This is a genomic window from Curtobacterium sp. ISL-83 (assembly GCF_018613895.1).
Taxonomy (GTDB): Bacteria; Actinomycetota; Actinomycetes; order Actinomycetales; family Microbacteriaceae; genus Curtobacterium.
This window is the reverse complement of the sequence record NZ_JAGGPH010000007.1, coordinates 155250-173515: the sequence shown is the minus strand read 5'-3', so window position 1 is coordinate 173515 and position 18266 is coordinate 155250. Positions and strand designations below refer to the sequence as shown.

16 protein-coding genes are annotated in these 18266 nt (G+C 71.4%); 13 read left to right on the top strand and 3 right to left on the bottom strand.

Annotation, left to right across the window (positions count from 1 at the left end):
- The first annotated feature begins 120 nt into the window (after positions 1-120).
- The 3 genes from secY to map are packed head-to-tail and all read left to right on the top strand — an operon-like array spanning position 121 to position 2871.
- Entirely contained in the window at positions 121-1443 is a 1323-nt protein-coding gene (secY, locus tag J7E22_RS05260) for a preprotein translocase subunit SecY (RefSeq protein ID WP_214979618.1), read from the top strand.
- The gene (locus J7E22_RS05255; protein WP_214979616.1) at positions 1440-2030 is read left to right on the top strand and encodes an adenylate kinase; all 591 of its coding nucleotides are present in this window, start codon (positions 1440-1442) and stop codon (positions 2028-2030) included. Before secY ends, J7E22_RS05255 begins: the two co-directional genes overlap by 4 nt.
- Before the next feature lie 7 nt (positions 2031-2037).
- A complete protein-coding gene (gene map, locus J7E22_RS05250) occupies positions 2038-2871 on the top strand; it encodes a type I methionyl aminopeptidase (RefSeq protein WP_214979614.1) in 834 nt (277 codons plus the stop codon).
- Between the two features lie 271 nt (positions 2872-3142).
- Here the strand turns inward: map and J7E22_RS05245 are convergent, their stop codons facing one another.
- Positions 3143-4483, bottom strand: coding sequence for an LCP family protein (locus tag J7E22_RS05245; RefSeq protein WP_214979612.1), 1341 nt, complete (start codon positions 4481-4483; stop codon positions 3143-3145).
- 290 nt (positions 4484-4773) lie between these two features.
- Between J7E22_RS05245 and infA the strand changes: the two genes are divergently transcribed.
- From infA to J7E22_RS05210, 7 genes are all read left to right on the top strand, one after another.
- On the top strand, positions 4774-4995 hold the full coding sequence (gene infA / locus J7E22_RS05240; protein ID WP_017885509.1) for a translation initiation factor IF-1: 222 nt from the start codon (positions 4774-4776) through the stop codon (positions 4993-4995).
- Between the two features lie 70 nt (positions 4996-5065).
- Positions 5066-5182: a 50S ribosomal protein L36 gene (gene rpmJ / locus J7E22_RS05235; RefSeq protein WP_022903266.1), complete on the top strand. Its 117-nt coding sequence runs from the start codon at positions 5066-5068 to the stop codon at positions 5180-5182.
- A 197-nt stretch (positions 5183-5379) separates the two neighbouring features.
- The gene (rpsM, locus tag J7E22_RS05230; RefSeq protein ID WP_058728274.1) at positions 5380-5754 is read left to right on the top strand and encodes a 30S ribosomal protein S13; all 375 of its coding nucleotides are present in this window, start codon (positions 5380-5382) and stop codon (positions 5752-5754) included.
- Between the two features lie 9 nt (positions 5755-5763).
- Positions 5764-6162: a 30S ribosomal protein S11 gene (rpsK, locus tag J7E22_RS05225; protein ID WP_017885507.1), complete on the top strand. Its 399-nt coding sequence runs from the start codon at positions 5764-5766 to the stop codon at positions 6160-6162.
- Positions 6163-6367: 205 nt separating this feature from the next.
- On the top strand, positions 6368-7363 hold the full coding sequence (locus tag J7E22_RS05220; RefSeq protein ID WP_214979610.1) for a DNA-directed RNA polymerase subunit alpha: 996 nt from the start codon (positions 6368-6370) through the stop codon (positions 7361-7363).
- Positions 7364-7426: 63 nt separating this feature from the next.
- On the top strand, positions 7427-8011 hold the full coding sequence (gene rplQ / locus J7E22_RS05215; protein ID WP_214979607.1) for a 50S ribosomal protein L17: 585 nt from the start codon (positions 7427-7429) through the stop codon (positions 8009-8011).
- Positions 8012-8216: 205 nt separating this feature from the next.
- Positions 8217-11420, top strand: coding sequence for a BTAD domain-containing putative transcriptional regulator (locus J7E22_RS05210; protein WP_214979605.1), 3204 nt, complete (start codon positions 8217-8219; stop codon positions 11418-11420).
- A gap of 141 nt (positions 11421-11561) precedes the next feature.
- Here the strand turns inward: J7E22_RS05210 and J7E22_RS05205 are convergent, their stop codons facing one another.
- Positions 11562-12404 carry an ABC transporter permease gene (locus J7E22_RS05205; protein ID WP_214979603.1) on the bottom strand — a complete coding sequence of 281 codons (843 nt, stop codon included), beginning with the start codon at positions 12402-12404 and terminating at the stop codon, positions 11562-11564.
- Positions 12401-13384: an ATP-binding cassette domain-containing protein gene (locus tag J7E22_RS05200; protein ID WP_214979601.1), complete on the bottom strand. Its 984-nt coding sequence runs from the start codon at positions 13382-13384 to the stop codon at positions 12401-12403. Before J7E22_RS05200 ends, J7E22_RS05205 begins: the two co-directional genes overlap by 4 nt.
- A 152-nt stretch (positions 13385-13536) precedes the next feature.
- Between J7E22_RS05200 and truA the strand changes: the two genes are divergently transcribed.
- The 3 genes from truA (at position 13537) to J7E22_RS05185 (ending at position 18078) form a co-directional block, all read left to right on the top strand.
- Positions 13537-14448 carry a tRNA pseudouridine(38-40) synthase TruA gene (gene truA / locus J7E22_RS05195; protein WP_214979599.1) on the top strand — a complete coding sequence of 304 codons (912 nt, stop codon included), beginning with the start codon at positions 13537-13539 and terminating at the stop codon, positions 14446-14448.
- Positions 14445-15212, top strand: coding sequence for an MBL fold metallo-hydrolase (locus J7E22_RS05190; RefSeq protein WP_214979597.1), 768 nt, complete (start codon positions 14445-14447; stop codon positions 15210-15212). The genes truA and J7E22_RS05190 overlap by 4 nt, the downstream gene beginning before the upstream one ends.
- Positions 15213-15291: 79 nt before the next feature.
- Positions 15292-18078, top strand: a complete 2787-nt coding sequence (locus tag J7E22_RS05185; protein WP_214979596.1) for an ExeM/NucH family extracellular endonuclease — start codon at positions 15292-15294, stop codon at positions 18076-18078.
- Positions 18079-18266 lie beyond the last annotated feature (188 nt).

The following is an 18266-nucleotide window of genomic DNA, read 5'->3' as shown; positions in this document are numbered from 1 at the left end:
GCGCACGGGCCGCCGTTACGGTTTCCTTGATGGAGGTCGGCACCGCCGGCCAGGTCGGCGTGCCGACCGACACCGGGTCCGACCATCTTCGGCGGCCGGTCCCAGAAGTTCGGAGTCATCGTGTTCAGAGCGGTCGCGCGCATCATGCGCACCCCGGATCTTCGCAAGAAGATCGGATTCACCCTCGCGATCATCGCGCTGTTCCGCCTGGGGTCGTACATCCCCGCGCCGTTCGTCGACTACGCCGCCGTGCAGAGCTGTCTCGCCAGCGCGTCGTCCTCCGGCGGCCTCTACGGCCTCATCAACCTCTTCTCCGGCGGCGCGCTGCTGAAGCTGTCGGTCTTCGCGCTCGGCATCATGCCGTACATCACGTCGTCGATCATCGTGCAGCTGCTGCGCGTCGTCATCCCGCACTTCGACGCCCTCTACAAGGAGGGCCAGTCCGGCCAGGCGAAGCTGACGCAGTACACGCGGTACCTCACGATCGCGCTGGGTGTCCTGCAGTCCACCACGCTCATCACGGTCGCACGCTCGGGTGCCCTCTTCGGTACCAGCGCATCGTCCTCCTGCTCGTCGATCATCTCGAACGACAGCTGGTACGCGATCATGCTCATGGTCGTCACCCTGACCGCTGGTACCGGCCTGATCATGTGGATGGGCGAGCTCGTCACCGAGCGCGGCATCGGCAACGGCATGTCCCTCCTGATCTTCACGTCGATCGCCGCGCAGTTCCCGTCGGCGCTCTGGGCGATCGAGCAGTCGCAGTCGTTCGAGCTGTTCCTCTTCGTGATCCTGGTCGGCCTGGTGATCATGATGGCCGTCGTGTTCGTCGAGCAGTCGCAGCGGCGGATCCCGGTCCAGTACGCCAAGCGCATGGTCGGCCGACGGACGTACGGCGGCAACAACACGTACATCCCGATCAAGGTGAACATGGCCGGCGTCGTGCCCGTCATCTTCGCGTCGTCGCTGCTGTACCTGCCGGCCTTGATCGCGCAGTTCAACCAGCCCTCGGACGGCTCCGCGCCGGCGCCGTGGGTGACCTGGGTCCAGAGCAACCTGACCTCGGGTGACAACTGGTTCTACATGGTCTTGTACTTCCTGCTCATCGTCGGCTTCACGTACTTCTACGTCGCGATCACCTTCAACCCCGAAGAGGTCGCCGACAACATGAAGAAGTACGGCGGCTTCATCCCGGGCATCCGGGCCGGCCGTCCGACGGCTGAGTACCTCGACTACGTCCTCACCCGGGTGACGCTGCCCGGTGCGCTCTACCTCGGTCTCATCGCGCTCATCCCGCTGGCAGCACTGGCGCTGTTCGGCGCGAACCAGAACTTCCCGTTCGGTGGCGCGAGCATCCTCATCATCGTGGGTGTCGGTCTCGAGACCGTGAAGCAGATCGACTCGCAGCTGCAGCAACGTCACTACGAAGGGCTTCTCCGTTGAGCGCACGCCTGATCATCGTCGGACCCCCCGGAGCGGGCAAGGGCACGCAGGCCGGGCGGATCGCGGAGTCCTTCGGGATCCCCGCCGTCTCGACCGGTGACATCTTCCGCAAGAACGTCGCGGAAGGGACACCGCTCGGGGTCCAGGCGAAGGCGATCATGGACGCCGGTGACTACGTGCCGGACTCCCTGACGAACGAGCTCGTGAAGGCCCGTCTGGCCGAGGCCGACGCGGAGCACGGTTTCCTGCTCGACGGGTACCCGCGCACCGTGGGCCAGGTCGAGTACCTCGACGCGATGCTCGCCGAGCAGGGGACCGGGATCGACGCGGTCATCCAGCTCGTGGCGGACCAGGACGAGCTCGTCGGTCGACTGCTGAAGCGCGCCGAGGACCAGGGCCGGAGCGACGACAACGAAGAGACGATCCGTCGTCGTCAGCAGGTCTACGCCGAGCAGACGGCCCCGATCGTCGCGGCGTACGGCGAGCGCGGGCTCGTGCTCGACGTCGATGGCCTCGGTGGCATCGACGCGGTCGGCGACCGCATCCAGGCGGCCTTGTCCGCACGCGGGCTGACCGCAGGCGTCTGACGTCGGCGTGGTCCGGTTCCGCAAGCCCTCGATCTACAAGACGCCCGAGGAACTCCGAGCGCTGGTCCGACCGGGCCTCCTGACCGAAGCGGCGCTGCTGGCCGTCCGGCGGGCCGTCCGCCCCGGAGTCACGACGGGTGAGCTCGACGCGATCGCCGAACGGACGATCCGCGACGGTGGAGGGATCCCCAACTTCCAGCTGGTGCCGGGCTACCGGCACACGCTGTGCGTGTCCGTGAACGACGAGATCGTGCACGGCATCCCGGGCGACCGCGTCCTGCAGCCTGGCGACATCGTCTCGGTCGACGCCGGAGCAGAGGTCGACGGCTGGAACGGCGACAGCGCGTTCACGATGGTGGTGCCGGGCGGTGATGCTCCCCGCACGGCAGCACGACAGGCCCTGTGCGACACGACGGAACGATCGCTGTGGCACGGCATCGCGGCGCTCGCGACGGCACGGAACCTGCACGAGGTCGGTGCCGCGGTCGAGGACGCCGTGGACGAGACCGGCACGTGGGGCATCGTCGAGGACTTCACCGGACACGGCATCGGCCGGTCCATGCACGAGGATCCGCCGGTCTTCAACTACCGCGTCCGGGGCGCGGGCCCTGCGGTCAAGCCGGGGCTCGTCATCGCGATCGAGCCGATGGTGACCGCCGGGACGATCGACAGCTCCACCGATGACGACGACTGGACGGTCCGGACGCTCGACGGCTCGGACGCAGCCCACTGGGAACACAGCGTCGCGGTGCACAGCGGGGGCATCTGGGTCCTGACCGCGAGCGACGGCGGTGCGGCGGCGTTGGCGTCCCTCGGGGTGACGCCGGTCCCGATCGCGTAGCGGTCCGCCCCGCCCGCACCGGCGCCGGGAATCCACCCGATGTCACCAGCCGCTCGCCTGGTCGTGGGGTGCTGGCTGTCCTCGTGCTGGGTGTCGCTGTCGCGACCTGACGGACTGGAGGCACGGCACGCCTCCGCCTCGCGGGTGCGGGCCCGTCTCGTCCTTCCGGCCCCCGGCCGGCCCCGCCCGGACGTGGGGCGCCGCCGCGATCGCGTCGCCACCCGGTCGCGACCCGGCGGCGCCACGAGGCGGCGCCGCCGGGTGCGCGAGGCTAGTTCCCGACCGAGCAGGTCTGCTCGGAGGCGCTCTGCCCCGTGATGGAGGACGGCAGCGGCGTGGCGCTCGGCGTCGTGCCCGTCGTGGTCCCGGCCGACGGACCGCTCGACGGCGTGGCGGCGGACCCGGACCCGGACCCGGTGCCGGCCCCGGTGCCTGTACCGGTCCCGGAACCCGTTCCGGTCGCTGCCCCGGTGCCCGTCCCGGTCGCAGCACCGGCGCCGGTGCCCGTGCCGGCGGGCGACTCCTCCGACGCCCGACCGGTCTTCGAGTCGCTCAGCGAGGTCTTGACGTCCTGCTGCAGCGCGAGGTTGAGCGTGTGCGCCGGCTCCTGGTCGACGATCACCCGGGCACTGTTGGCCGGGTCGTCGGCGACCGGGTACTGCACGAAGAGCATGTTCGACGTGCTCATCCCGCGGAGCGTTCCGGCCAACCCGACGAGCGTGCGCGCCTGGGCGAGGCCGTCCGAGAGCACCATGTTCGACAGGGCTGCGCCCGCGAGCTTGTAGAGCGTGATCGGGTTCGACAGGGTGTCGCCCGAGGTGACCTTCCGGAGCAGTGCGGACAGGAACACCTGCTGGGAGCTGATGCGGGCGAGGTCGCTGCCGTCGCCGACGCCGTGCCGGGTCCGCAGGTAGGCGAGGGCGTCCGACCCCTGGAGCGCGTGCGACCCCGGGGTGAGGTGCAGGCCGGTGTAGTCGTCGTTGATGGCCTTCGCGACGCAGACGTCCACGCCGCCGAGGGCGTTCGACATCTCGATCACGCCGTCGAACGTGATGAGCCCGGCGTAGGGGATGCTCAGTCCGGTGAGGTTCTCGACGGTGTCGACGACGCACGAGACCCCGCCGTTGCCCAGGGCCGTGTTGAACTGCGCGGACGCGGCGGCCGGGTAGGTGGCGTGCGTCTCGGGGTTGGTGCACGAGGGGATCGGCACCATCAGGTCACGCGGGAAGCTCACGGCGGTGAGCTGCGTGTGGTCCTGGGAGATGTGGATGAGCATCGTGACGTCGTTGCGCGCGCCCTCGACGGCCTCGTTCGAGTCGAACTGCCCGACGCGGGTGTCGCTGCCGATGAGCAGGATGTTCGCCCCGCCCTTGATCGCGGTGATGTCCGCGGTCTGCGCGGTGCTCTGGTCGTCGGTGCTCAGCTTCACGGTGGTGGGTGCCGTGGCGAGCTGTGCGCCGGCGATGGCGGCGACGCTCGTCCCGCTGACCAGGGCGACGGCGACGACGGAGGCGACGACGGACGCGAGCGTCCCCCAGCCGCGGCGGCGAGCGAGCCGACCGTGGCGCGCGATGCCGGCGGTCCTGGGGCGCTTCGGGGTGGCGTCGGGCACGTGGTCTCCGTTTCGGTGGTCCGTCGTGCACGGGGTGCGACGGACGAGGCTGCCGTGACACGCTAGGGACCACGCACTGGGGACGACCCGGAACGCGCCGTCAAACCACTGTGGAACGTTCAGCATGCCTGCGGAAGCCCCAAGTGTGGGGCCGACACGGCCAGCACTTGGCAATCCCGGGTCTATCACATAAGATCGATCTTTGGTGTGCCATGCCTACGGGCGTGGCGCCCGACCCGCAGACCGGCTCGGGGATCACACCGGTAATCCAATCAAGCGACAGTGAGGCTATGGCCAAGAAAGACGGCGTCATCGAGATCGAAGGCTCGGTGCTCGAAGCTCTGCCCAACGCGATGTTCCGCGTTGAGCTGACCAACGGACACAAGGTCCTCGCGCACATCTCCGGGAAGATGCGCCAGCACTACATCCGCATCCTCCCCGAGGACCGCGTGATCGTGGAGCTGAGCCCGTACGACCTGACCCGCGGCCGGATCGTCTACCGCTACAAGTGATCCGCGAGCTGGAAAGGAACGGCTGAGCGAACCCGCCCAGCACGAAGCCAGCGAGCACGAGGAAACGAACATGAAGGTCAACCCCAGCGTCAAGCCCATCTGCGAGCACTGCCGAGTGATTCGCCGCAAGGGCCGCGTCATGGTGATCTGCAAGAGCAACCCGCGTCACAAGCAGCGTCAGGGCTAGTCCCCAACGGGATCCGGCCCGCTGCCTGACACGGATCGTCCTCGGACGGCCTGCGCAGGACCACAACTCAACATCGAACACGCAGCACCAGAACCCGCTTCCCAGACCTCAGTCCGGAGAGCGGGGGACACCTCGGGTCGGAGGCCCGAGCACCGGCGCTGCGCCACACCTCCACCAACAACAGGAGCAGCCATCACATGGCACGTCTAGCAGGCGTCGACATCCCGCGCGAAAAGCGCGTGGAGATCGCACTCACGTACATCTACGGCGTCGGCCGTACCCGCGCGGTCCAGGCACTCGCCGAAACCGGCATCTCTGGTGACATCCGCGTCAAGGACCTGACCGACGACCAGCTCGTCGCCCTTCGTGACTTCATCGAGGGCAACTTCAAGGTCGAGGGTGACCTCCGCCGTGAGGTCGCCGCCGACATCCGCCGCAAGGTGGAGATCGGTAGCTACGAGGGTCTTCGCCACCGTCGTGGTCTCCCGGTGCGCGGTCAGCGCACGAAGACCAACGCGCGTACCCGCAAGGGACCGAAGCGCACCGTGGCAGGCAAGAAGAAGGCTCGATAGGAGACCCCGATGGCTACCCCCAAGACTGCCGCGCGCAAGCCGCGCCGCAAGGAGAAGAAGAACGTCGCTGTGGGCCAGGCCCACATCAAGAGCACGTTCAACAACACGATCGTCAGCATCACCGACCCGTCGGGTGCCGTCCTCAGCTGGGCGTCCTCCGGAGCCGTCGGCTTCAAGGGTTCGCGCAAGTCGACACCGTTCGCGGCGCAGCTCGCCGCCGAGTCCGCTGCGCGTCAGGCGCAGGAGCACGGCGTCAAGAAGGTCGACGTGTTCGTGAAGGGCCCGGGTTCGGGCCGCGAGACCGCGATCCGTTCGCTCCAGGCCGCTGGCCTGGAGGTCGGCTCGATCAACGACGTCACGCCGCAGGCGCACAACGGGTGCCGCCCGCCCAAGCGCCGTCGCGTCTGACGCGAGGAGCAACCGGCCGCGCCCTGCTCGTCCCCTGACCGGGTTCACCCCGGCGGGGTCGGGCAGGGCCCGCGGCCATTCCTGGTCGTTCGATCGCGTACCTCAGTACGCGTGATCACAACTCAACAGACCCGTCGGGGCCCGGTCGGCCCCGTCGTACCGCCAAGTGTCATATAGCGGACACTTCGCCGAAAGGAATCCCACAGTGCTCATTGCACAGCGCCCCACCCTGACCGAGGAACCGATCTCCGAGTTCCGCTCGCGCTTCGTCATCGAGCCGCTCGAGCCGGGCTTCGGTTACACCCTCGGCAACTCGCTGCGCCGCACGCTCCTCTCCTCGATCCCCGGCGCGGCTGTCACCAGCATCCGCATCGACGGCGTCCTCCACGAGTTCAGCACCGTTCCCGGTGTCAAGGAAGACGTCACCGAGATCATCCTCAACATCAAGAGCCTGGTCGTCTCCAGCGAGCACGACGAGCCCATCACGGCGTACCTGCGCAAGCAGGGTGCCGGTCAGGTCACCGCAGCGGACATCTCCGCTCCGGCCGGCGTCGAGATCCACAATCCGGACCTCGTCATCGCGACCCTGAACGACACCGCGCGCTTCGAGCTCGAGCTCACGATCGAGCGTGGCCGTGGCTACGTCTCGGCGACGCAGAACCGTTCCGAGTTCAGCGAAGCCGGTCAGATCCCGATCGACTCGATCTACTCGCCGGTCCTCAAGGTCACCTACCGCGTCGAGGCGACGCGTGCCGGTGAGCGCACGGACTTCGACCGCCTGGTCGTCGACGTCGAGTCGAAGCCGGCCATCACGCCGCGCGACGCCATCGCGTCGGCTGGTCGGACCCTCGTCGAGCTCTTCGGCCTCGCCCGTGAGCTCAACACCGCGGCCGAGGGCATCGAGATCGGCCCCGCGCCGGTCGACGCAGTGCTCTCGAACGAGCTGCAGACGCCGATCGAGGACCTGGACCTGTCGGTCCGGAGCTACAACTGCCTCAAGCGGGAGGGCATCAACACGGTGTCCGAGCTCGTCGCCCTGTCGGAGACGCAGCTCATGAACATCCGCAACTTCGGCCAGAAGTCGGTGGACGAGGTCAAGGACAAGCTCACCGAGCTCGGCCTGTCCCTCAAGGACACCGTCCCCGGATTCGACGGCGCCCACTTCTACAGCGGGTACGACGAGGACGAGTCCAACAACTGACCTCGCGCTGCCGCGCACGCGCGCTGAGGTCAGCGCGCACCACATCACCACTGGAGAACTGACATGCCGAAGCCCACCAAGGGTCCCCGCCTCGGTGGCGGCCCCGCCCACGAGCGCCTGCTCCTGAGCAACCTCGCCAACGCCCTGTTCACGCACGGTCGCATCACCACGACCGAGACGAAGGCCAAGCGCCTCCGCCCGGTCGCGGAGCGCCTCATCACGTTCGCGAAGCGCGGTGACCTGCACGCCCGTCGTCGCGTGATCGCTGCGCTGCGCGACAAGACCGTCGTGCACACGCTGTTCACGGAGATCGCGCCGCAGGTGGCCGACCGCCAGGGCGGGTACACCCGCATCACGAAGCTCGGTTTCCGCAAGGGCGACAACGCGCCCCTCGCGTCGATCGAGCTCGTCCTCGAGCCGGTGTCGGGCACGCCCGCCCCGGTGAAGCGCACCGCGGCTCCGGCCGCTGCCGCGCCCGTCGAGGAGCCGGCTGCTGACGAGACCGCCGCTGCGGACACCACCGAGGAGGCCCCGGTCGAGTCGACCGAGACCACCGAGGAGTCCGCTCCCGTGGAGGCCGAGACCGAGACCGCGGCTGCTGCCGAGGTCGAGGCCGACGCCGCCGAGAAGTCGGACGACAGCAAGTAGTCGATCGCACCACCCCGACGACGCCCCCGCAACGCTGGTTGCGGGGGCGTCGTCGTGTGCGGCGTCACCACCGGGCGGACGGGAGGCGCGTGGCGGGCCCGTCACGCGCCTCCCGTCCGCCGTCCCGGGCCCCGTCGGTCGTCCCGCGCCCTGTCGGCAGTACCGCGTCAGCCGATGCGGCAGCCCGGCGTGCCAGACTCGCACCGTGCCCACGTCGCCCCGCATCGCCGTCCTCGGACCCGTCACGGTCGAGGGACCGACCGGTGCTCCGACGCCCGTCGCCGGGGCGCTCGCGCGGGCGTTCGTGACCGCGCTCGTCCTGGCACGGGGCCACGCGGCACCGACCACCGCGCTCATCGACGAGCTGTGGCCGGACGACCAGCCACGCGGTGCTCGAGCGGCCCTGCAGACGCTGGTGTCGCGGCTCCGACGGAGCGTCGCCGAGGGGCTGGTCGTGTCCACGACCACGGGGTACGCACTCGCGGTGGAGCCGGAGGACGTCGACCTCACGCGCGCCGAGCAGGCCGCGCGACCCGGAGCGGCGCAGGGGACCGTCCGTGCCGCGCTCGACCTCTGGCGCGGTGACCCCGGTGCGGACGTCGACGGTGCACTCGGGGCCGTCCTGGCGGAACGCGCGCGGACCGCTCGACGAGCGCTGCACCGATCGCTCGGGACCGCACTGCTCGACGCCGGGGACCCCGCGGCCGCCGACGTGTGGACAGCCGAGGCCGACGCGGACCCGTTCGACGAGGTCGCCGTCGGGGGCGCCATGCGAGCGCTCGCGGCCGCCGGCCGGGTGCCCGAGGCACTGGCCCGCTTCGCAGCCCACCGTGACCACCTGGCCGAGGAACTCGGAGCCGACCCGTCCGGCGACCTGGTGCGGCTGAACGCCCACCTGCTCCGCCAGGCGCCGAGCGTCGGCAGCGTCCGCCGGATCGGCCTCCGGGCCGCGCCGAACGCACTCGTCGGACGGGAGGCGGACGTCGCCTCCGTCGCGGACCTGCTGTCCGCCCACCGGCTCGTCACGATCCTGGGTGCCGGGGGCCTCGGGAAGACGCGGCTCGCGCAGGAGGTCGCCGGGGGGTTGTCACCGTCGGTGCAGGTCGTGGTGCTCGAACTCGCACCGCTCGCCGAGGCGGAGGACATCGTGCCCGCGCTCGGGGCCCTGCTCGGGATCGCCGAGGTCCGGTCCGCGCGGACCCTGCGGGACGCCGTCGTGACGGACCTGCACGGCCGGGTCGTCGGCGCCCTGGCGGACGGGCCGACGGTGCTCGTCCTCGACAACTGCGAGCACCTGGTCGGCGCGGTCGCCCGGTTCGCGGCGGACCTGCTCGCCGCCGATCCGGAGCTCCGGGTCCTGACGACGTCGCGGACACCGCTCGCCATCGCGGGGGAGACCGTTGCGCCCCTCGCGCCGCTGCCGGTCGAGACGGGGGGCGCCGCGGTCCGGCTGTTCACCGAACGGGCTCGGGCCGCACGCCCGGGCGCGGTCCTGCCGGTCGACGCCGTCCGCCGGATCTGCACGCGGCTCGACGGGTCACCGCTCGCCATCGAACTCGCGGCCGCACGGATCCGGGGCATGAGCATCGAGGAGATCGAGCGGCGACTGGACGACCGGTTCGCCCTGTTGCGTGGCGGCGACCGGAGCGCTCCGGAACGGCACCGCACACTGCTCGCGGTGATCGAGTGGAGCTGGCGCCTCCTCGGCGACGGCGCCCAGGACCTGTTGCCCCGGCTCGCGCTGTTCCCGGACGGGCTGGCGATCGACGCCGTCGAGGCCGTGGCGGCGGACGCCGGCCGGACCGACGCGTTCGACGACCTCGCCGAACTCGTCGAGCAGTCGCTCGTCCAGCTCATCGAGCACGAGGGCGAACCCGTCCGGTACCGGCTGCTCGAGACCGTCCGCGAGTTCGGGGTCGCCCGGCTGGCCGACCGGGGCGAGACCGAGGCCGTCCGGTCCGCGATGACGGGGTGGGCGCGCTCGTTCGCGGCGGCCCGGAACCTCCTGACGATCACCGGGGCCCCGCAGCGCGGTGCGTTCCACGAGGTCCGGCGGGAGGCCGACAACCTCGTCACGCTCCTGCGTTGGAGCCTCAGCGCGGACGACGCGCCCACGACCGCGCAGGTGTTCGCGGCCCTCGGCGCCTACTGGTCCCTCCGCGGGTCGCAAGGCGAGGCCGTCGCGGTCGCCGCCGACGTCATCACCGTGCTGCGTGCCAGGCCGCCGGTCGAGGACGACCGCGTGGCGACGGTCGTCGCGCTCGTGATCGCCGGGGCATCGGCGGCGTTCGGCGACCGGAGGACGGCGGCACGGGCGATCACCACGCTCCGACGGGTCCTGCGGGGCCACCCCACCGGGTACCCGGTGCTCGACGCGCAGGCCGCGCTGCTGCTGACGCTCGGTCGGCCCGACGACGGGAAGGCGCTCCTCGCACGACTGCGCGACGACCAGGACGCCGGCGTGGCATGCCTGGCGAACATGCTCAGCGCACCCCTCGCCGAGAACGACGGCGAGCCCGCGAACGCCCTCCGCTACGCCGACCGCGCCCAGGTCCTGGGCCGGGTCGCCGAGGACGCCTGGATGACCGGTACCGGGGCGGTGTCGATGACGCAGCTGCTCGCGCAGAACGGCCGGTACGCCGACGCCCTCGCCGCCGCCGCTGCCGCCCGGGAACACCTCGAGCTGTTCGGTGCCGACGACGACCTGTACGAGATCGGGTGGACGGTCGGACTCTGCGCTGCGGCGACCGGTGACGTCGTCCTCGCACGGTCGATCGCCGCGGACCTCGAGCACCGGCCGCTGGAGGCCCGCGGCGGGTTCGACGAGGAACGTGCCCAGATCGGCGTGCTGGTGGTCGCGATGGGCGCGGAGTGCGCGCGCGCCGAGGGGTTCCCGGAGCAGGCAGCGGCCGAGTACGCGCAGGCGTGGGACCGCGTGCAGCCGTCGCACGGGCGGGCACCGCACTGGGCCCTGATGGCGGGCGCTGCGCTCATCGCGGCGGTGGACGAGGCGGCGAGCCGCGCTGACGGTGCCGCACCGGGCCTCCAGGCGCCCGAACGGGAGGTGGCCCGGCGGGTCCGGGTCCGGGCCCTCGTGATGGTGCGGCTGCACCCCGGGTGGCTCGACCTGCCCGTGGTGGGGACGGCGATGCTGGGTCTGGCGCTCGCCGCCACCCGTTCCGGACGACCCGACCTTGCCGCGCGCTGCTGGGCCTTCGCCACCCGCTTCGGGTCGCGCCAGGACTTCGCGGTCCTCGAGCACGCGCGGATCCGGCCCCTGCTCGAGGCGGCGGGCGGCGCCGCGGCTGCCGGCGCGCTGACGGACGCCGAGACGGCCTCGGCCGGGTGGGACCGGACCGAGGCCGTCGCGCAGGCGCGGGCACTGCTCGAGGAACTCCGCTTCAGCTGACGCTGACGCTGACGCTGACGCTGACGCTGACGCTGACGCTGACGCTGACGCTGACGCTGACGCTGACGCCGACGCCGACGGGCGCCGACGCCGACGGGCGCCGACGCCGACGCCGACGGGCGCCGACGCCGACGCCGACGATCAGGCCTTCCGCATGTACGCCCGCACGGTGAGGGGCGCGAACACCGCGACGATGACCGCGGCCCCGACCAGGCTGATCCACAGGTCACCCCCGACGGTCCCGTGGTTCACGAGGTCCCGCACCGCGGTGATCAGGTGGGAGATCGGGTTCACCTCGGAGAACCAGCGCAGCCAGTCCGGCAGCGTGTTCGCCGGCACGAACGCGTTCGACAGGAACGTCAGCGGGAACAGCACGAGGTTCGAGATGCCGGAGACGCTCGACGCGGTCCGGGCGATCACGCCGAAGTACGCGAAGATCCAGCTCACGGCCCAGGCGACCACGATCACGAGCAGTCCCGCCAGGACCACCGAACCGACGCCGCCCGCGGGACGGAGGCCCATGATGATGCCCACCGTGAACGTGATGGTCGTCGCGATCGCGTACCGGACCGTGTCGGCCATGAGCGCGCCGGCGAGCGGTGCGATCCGCGCGATCGGCAGGGACTTGAAGCGGTCGAACACGCCCTTGTCCATGTCCTCGCGGAGTTGGACGCCCGTGACGATGGAGGACGTGATGTTCGTCTGCACCAGGATGCCGGGGATGATGATCGGCAGGTAGGAGCCGATGTCCCCTGCGATCGCCCCGCCGAAGATGTACGTGAACATCACGGTGAAGACGATCGGCATGAGCGTGACGTCGAACAACTGCTCGGGCGTCCGTCGGACCTTCACCAGGCCGCGGTAGGCCATCGTGAACGACTGCCGGACGGTCGCCGCGAGGCCCGTGCCGCCGACGCCGGGCCGCGGGGTCACCCGGGGTCGGGACGTGCCGGTGATCAGGTCGGGAGGGGTCGTGGTGGTCATGCGATGCTCCGTTCGGCGGCGGCGGACGCGCCAGCGACCCCCGCTTCGGCGGTGATTTGCAAGAAGACCTCGTCGAGCGTCGGCTTCTGCACGCTGAGCTCGGCGAGGGAGATCGCGGCCTCGCGGAACGACACCAGGAGGTCGGTCACGCGGTCCGGGTCGGTCATCGGTGCGGTGATGCGCGACCCCTCGGGGCTGGCGATCGCGTCCACCCCGAGCGTCGTCCGGACGATGGTCCGTGCGGCGTCGAGCCGCAGCGCGTCCGTGAGCCGGAGCTGCAGGGACGCGGTGCCGATCGACGCCTTGAGCTCGTCGGCGGTGCCCTCGGCCACCACCCGCCCGTGGTCGATCACGGCGATGCGGTCGGCGAGCTGGTCGGCCTCGTCGAGGTACTGCGTCGTCAAGACCACGGTGGAGCCCGTCGTGACGAGTTCGCGGATCGTGTCCCACATCTGCGCCCGGGTCCGGGGGTCGAGGCCGGTGGTGGGTTCGTCGAGGAAGATCAGCGGCGGTTGCGCGATGAGACTCGCTGCCAGGTCGAGGCGCCGACGCATGCCGCCGGAGAACCCCTTGAGCGGTCGTGACGCGGCCTCCGTCAGCCCGAAGCGCTCCAGGAGCTCGACCGACTTCCGCTTCGACTCGGCCCGGGACAGGCCGAGCAACCGCGAGAAGATGACGAGGTTCTCGGTCGCGCTGAGCGTGTCGTCGACGCTGGCGTACTGCCCGGTGACGCCGATCAGGCTGCGGACCGTCTGGGCCTCGGTGCGGACGTCGTGGCCGAAGACGCGGGCTTCGCCGCCGTCCGGTCGGAGCAGCGTGGCGAGCATGGAGATGGTGGTGGTCTTGCCGGCGCCGTTCGGGCCGAGCACGCCGTAGACGGTGCCGGCCTCCACCCGGAGGTCCACGCCGTCGACGGCGCGGTTCGTCCCGAAGGTCTTCACGAGGCCGATGGCCTCCACCGCGAGGGGTGTCGTGGTCATCGCAGGTCCTTTCGTCGATGTCGTGGACGATGCTGCCGCCGGCCGCTCACGCGGCACTGACGTGGCGCTGACACCGGTGTCGTCGCGCCGTCAGGGGCGGACGGGTGGTGGCCCGGACGGGAGGCACGGTGCGGCCCCGGTACGGTGGTCGCGTGAGTGAGACGGGGACGTCGGGCGGTGCGACCCGGGTGCGGCTCGACATCGCGTACGACGGGGCGGCGTTCTCCGGCTGGGCGCGGCAGCCGGGCCTCCGGACCGTGCAGGGTGCGCTCGAGTCCGCGCTCGCGACCGTGTTCACCCGGTGGGGCGAGCCGCCCCTCCTGACCGTGGCCGGCCGGACGGACGCGGGGGTGCACGCCACCGGGCAGGTCGCGCACCTGGACCTGACGACCGACCAGTGGGACGCGCTCACCCGCCCCAGGCGTTCCGCGCCCGACGCAGCGCAGCGGACGGCGTTGGACGGACTCGTCCGGCGCGTCAACGGGATCGCGGCGCCGGACGGGGACGTCGTCGTCACCCGCGCTTCCCTGGCTCCCGCGGGGTTCGACGCCCGGTTCTCGCCGCTCTGGCGCCGCTACCAGTACCGGATCGCGGACGCCGAGGCACCGCGCGATCCCCGTCGTCGTGGGCACACGGTATGGCACCCGACGCGCTTGGACCCGGCGGCGATGGAGCGCGGTGCGCTGACGCTGCTCGGGCTGCACGACTTCGCGACCTTCTGCAAGCCGCGCGAGGGCGCGACCACGATCCGGACGCTGCAGGAGTTCCGCTGGGACCGCGAGCCGGACGGCACACTGGTGGCGAGCCTCCAGGCCGATGCGTTCTGCCACTCGATGGTGCGCGCGATGGTGGGGGCGACCATCGCGGTCGGCGAGGGCCGCTACGGGCCGGACCGACTCGAGGAGCTGCGCCGCGCCGAGACCCGGACCAGCGCGTTCAAGGTCGCGCCGGCGAAGGGCCTGACCCTGACCGAGGTCGGGTACCCGGCCGACGACGAACTCGCCGCACGCGCCGTCCAGACCCGCGCTCGCCGCGGTGCGGCGGACGGTACCGTCGACGGATGAGCACCCGCGAAGCCCGATCCGTCGTCTCGGTCGCCCCCGGCGTCGTCTTCGTCGAGGGGCCGGTCTCGAACTGGGTGGTCCTCGCCGAGGAGGACGGCGTCTCGCTCATCGACGCCGGGTACCCGGCCGACGCCGACCTGGTGCTCGACACCGTGCGGTACGCCGGCCACGACCCCGCCGACCTCCGCCGTGTGTACGTCACGCACGGGCACGTCGACCACGTCGGTGGCCTACCCGGCATCCTCGCGCGGTACCCGGGGGTGGAGGTCCTGGCGCACGCCGACGAGGTCGCCAACGTCCGCGGCCCGGAACGGCAACAGGTGACCCCGGCCGAGATCGGCGGCCGACTCGCATCGGTGCGCGTGCTCCGCTGGCTCGTGCGTGCCATCCGGTCCGACGCACTGCGGCCCACCACGGTGCCCACCGTCCGGGCGTTCACCGCCGCCGACTTCGTCGGTCGGGCGATCGCACCCCTGCCGGCTCCGGGGCACACCGCCGGATCGACCGCCTACCTGCTGCCGGCGGCGGACGCGATCGTGACCGGTGACGCGGTCGTCTCGCACCACGACACCCAGCCGGCCTCGTGGCACCCACGTCCCCGGATGATCACGCCGTTCTTCACCGCCGACGCGTCGACGGCGTTCGAGTCGGCCCGGGCGCTGCCGATCCCGGCCATCGTGCTGCCGGGGCACGGACCGGCGGTGCACCGGGTGGGGCGCGGGTGGGTGCCGGTCGAGCCGACCCGGCGCGGGCGCTCCCGATGATTCACCTGGCCGCAACCTGAACGACTCCGCAGGTCGGTACGGTGCAGACAACCACTGCTCGTCCTGACCGAAGGTCGTCATGCCCAGAACGCTCGGCCGCACCCTGTTGTGCGCCACCGCCGCTGCCACGCTCCTCGCAGCGCCGCTCGTCACCGTCTCCGCCGCCACCGCGAACCCGGCCGGCACCGGTCTGGTGATCCGCGAGGCGTACGTCAAGGGCGGCAGCGCCAACCAGCCGTTCCGGAACAAGTTCGTCGAGCTCGGGAACCCGACCGACGCGCCCGTCGACCTGAGCATTTGGTCGCTGCAGTACCGGCCACCCGCGGGCGGGAGCACCGTCACGGCCGCCGCCCTGACCGGGGTGATCCCGGCGCACGGGACGTACCTGGCTGCACTCACGGGGTCGAACGGCACGAACGAGACCGCGCGCCTGCCGCAACCGGACGCGACGCTCTCGCTGAACCCGGGCGGAGCCGGCGGGGTGCTCGTGCTCGCGGACCAGACCGCGCCCGTGGTGCTGCCCGACGGCCCGGTGGGGGCCACCACGCCCGGTGTCGTCGACCTGATCGGGTACGGCACCGCCTCCACCTTCGAGACGGCCGCGGCCACGGCGGGCACGGCGAACTCCGTGCCGGACGCGTTCGCCCGGCAGGGCACCGCGGACACCGACTCGAACGTCGTCGACGTGACGAAGACCTCCACGATCACGCCGACGAACGCTGCGGGGCAGACGGCGAGGCCGATCGACGCACCGCCGACCGACCCTGCCCCCACCGACCCCGCGCCCGCCGACGTGGTGACGGTCGCGCAGCTGCAGGGCACCACCGACACCTCGCCGTACGCGGGCAAGACCGTGACGACCTCCGGAGTCGTCACCGCGGTGTACGCGACCGGTGGGTTCAACGGCTACACGATCCAGACCCCGGGTACCGGCGGCGTGGTCGATCCGGCCACGCACAAGTCCTCCGACGCGGTGTTCGTGTACTCCGCCGCCACCGCCCCGACGGTGCAGGTCGGCGAGTACCTGCAGCTCACCGGCGCGGTGTCGGAGTTCAACGGCCTCACCGAACTCACCGTCCCGACGGCGGCCGGGTTGACCCGTCGCACCGAGGTCGTCCCGGCGCCGGTCCCCGCCGCCGTCGCGTTCCCCCGGACGGACGCGCAGCGCGAGCCGCTCGAGAGCATGCTCATCGCTCCCCAGGGCGCCTACACGGTGGCGGACAACTACACGACGAACCAGTACGGCGAGGTCGTGCTGGCCACCGGCACGAAGCGCCTCGTCCAGCCGACCGAGGTCGCTCGCCCAGGCAGCGCCGAGGCGACGGCCGTGGCCACCGACAACGCCGCCCGGTCGGTCACGCTCGACGACGGTGCCAGCACGAACTTCCTGACGAAGGCGAACCAGGGCATCCCGGTGTCGTGGCTCACCCAGGGGCCCGTCACCGTCGGTGCGAGCGCCACCTTCGACGCGCCGGTGGTGCTCGACTACCGGAACGCGGCGTGGAAGTTCCAGCCGACCGCGCCGATCACCGGTGCGACCCCCGCTGCGAGCCTGCCCGTGTCGTTCTCGAACGTCCGCACCGCGACACCGCGTGACGTCGGCGGTGCCCTGAAGCTCGCCGGCTTCAACGTGCTGAACTACTTCCCGACGACCGGCGACGAGCTGATCGGCTGCACGTACTACACCGACCGCGCCGGGGACCCGGTCACGGTGAACTCCGGCTGCGACGCCCGCGGTGCCGCCGAGCAGGAGGACCTGCAGCGCCAGCAGGTGAAGATCGTCACGGCCATCAACGGGCTCGGCGCCGACGTGGTCTCCCTCGAGGAGATCGAGAACTCGGCCCGCTTCGGGCAGGACCGCGACGCAGCGGTGGGGACCCTCGTGGCCGCGCTCAACGCCGCGACCGGGACCGACACCTGGGCGTACGTGAAGTCCCCGGCCGTGGTCCCCGCGAGCGAGGACGTCATCCGTCTGGCGCTCATCTACAAGAAGGACCGCGTGCAGCCGGTCGGGGAGTCGACAATCCTGCTCGACGCGGCGTTCTCGAACGCGCGGCAGCCCGTCGCGGACGCGTTCCGGCCGATCGGTGGGACGGCTGACGACGACTTCCTGGTGATCGCGAACCACTTCAAGTCGAAGGGCTCCGGCACCGGTGAGAACGCCGACCAGGGCGACGGGCAGGGTGCGTCGAACGCGTCGCGCGTGGCGCAGGCGAAGGCGCTCGTGACCTTCTCCACCGCGATGCAGGCGGAGTACGGCACCGACAAGGTGTTCATGCTCGGCGACTTCAACGCGTACAGCAAGGAGGACCCGGTGGTCGTCCTCGACGACGCCGGCTACACCGACCTCGGTCCGGCGCTCGACGCGTCGGAGTACTCGTACGTGTTCTCGGGGCTGAGCGGTTCGCTCGACCACGTGTTCGCCTCACCGGCAGCGCGCGCGACCGTCAGGGGCGTGGACATCTGGAACATCAACTCGGTCGAGTCGGTCGGCCTGGAGTACAGCCGCTACAACTACAACGTGACGAACCTGTACACGGACGAGGTCTACCGGGCGAGCGACCACGACCCGATCCTCGTCGGCTTCGACCTCAGCGCCCCGGCGACCGAGCCGACGCCCGGTGACGGCGGGAGCACGCCGCCGGTGCCCGTGGACGGTGGTGGCGCAGGCGACGCCGGTGGTCCGATCGCCGGAGGCGCAGGCGACGCGGGTGGCACGTCGCCCGGTTCCGTCAGCCCGGGCACGGGCGCGCTGGCGTTCACCGGCGCCGACCTGACGGTCGGCATGGTGGCCGCACTGCTGCTGCTCGCCACGGGTGCGGGCATCCTCGTGGTCCGTCGACGCCGGATCGGTCGCGCCGAGTAGGACTCCGGCGCAGGACGACATCCCCGCTGTCGGGTGACAGCGGGGATGTCGCGTTCGGGGGCCGGTCGGCGGGGTCGCGTCGGCCGCGCCGGTCGCGTGCGGTGACCGCCTGCCGGACGGGAGGCGCGGTGCGCGCCCGCCACGTGCCTCCCGTCCGCGGTGGGCGCGTTTGACCGGCGGGACCCGCG

Coding starts and splice junctions, on each gene's coding strand:
- infA (WP_017885509.1), top strand. CDS start 4,774: ATGGCCAAGAAAGACGGCGTCATCGAGATCGAAGGCTCGGTGCTCGAA.
- rpmJ (WP_022903266.1), top strand. CDS start 5,066: ATGAAGGTCAACCCCAGCGTCAAGCCCATCTGCGAGCACTGCCGAGTG.
- rpsM (WP_058728274.1), top strand. CDS start 5,380: ATGGCACGTCTAGCAGGCGTCGACATCCCGCGCGAAAAGCGCGTGGAG.
- rpsK (WP_017885507.1), top strand. CDS start 5,764: ATGGCTACCCCCAAGACTGCCGCGCGCAAGCCGCGCCGCAAGGAGAAG.
- rplQ (WP_214979607.1), top strand. CDS start 7,427: ATGCCGAAGCCCACCAAGGGTCCCCGCCTCGGTGGCGGCCCCGCCCAC.
- J7E22_RS05205 (WP_214979603.1), bottom strand. CDS start 12,404: ATGACCACCACGACCCCTCCCGACCTGATCACCGGCACGTCCCGACCC.
- J7E22_RS05200 (WP_214979601.1), bottom strand. CDS start 13,384: ATGACCACGACACCCCTCGCGGTGGAGGCCATCGGCCTCGTGAAGACC.
- J7E22_RS05190 (WP_214979597.1), top strand. CDS start 14,445: ATGAGCACCCGCGAAGCCCGATCCGTCGTCTCGGTCGCCCCCGGCGTC.
- J7E22_RS05185 (WP_214979596.1), top strand. CDS start 15,292: ATGCCCAGAACGCTCGGCCGCACCCTGTTGTGCGCCACCGCCGCTGCC.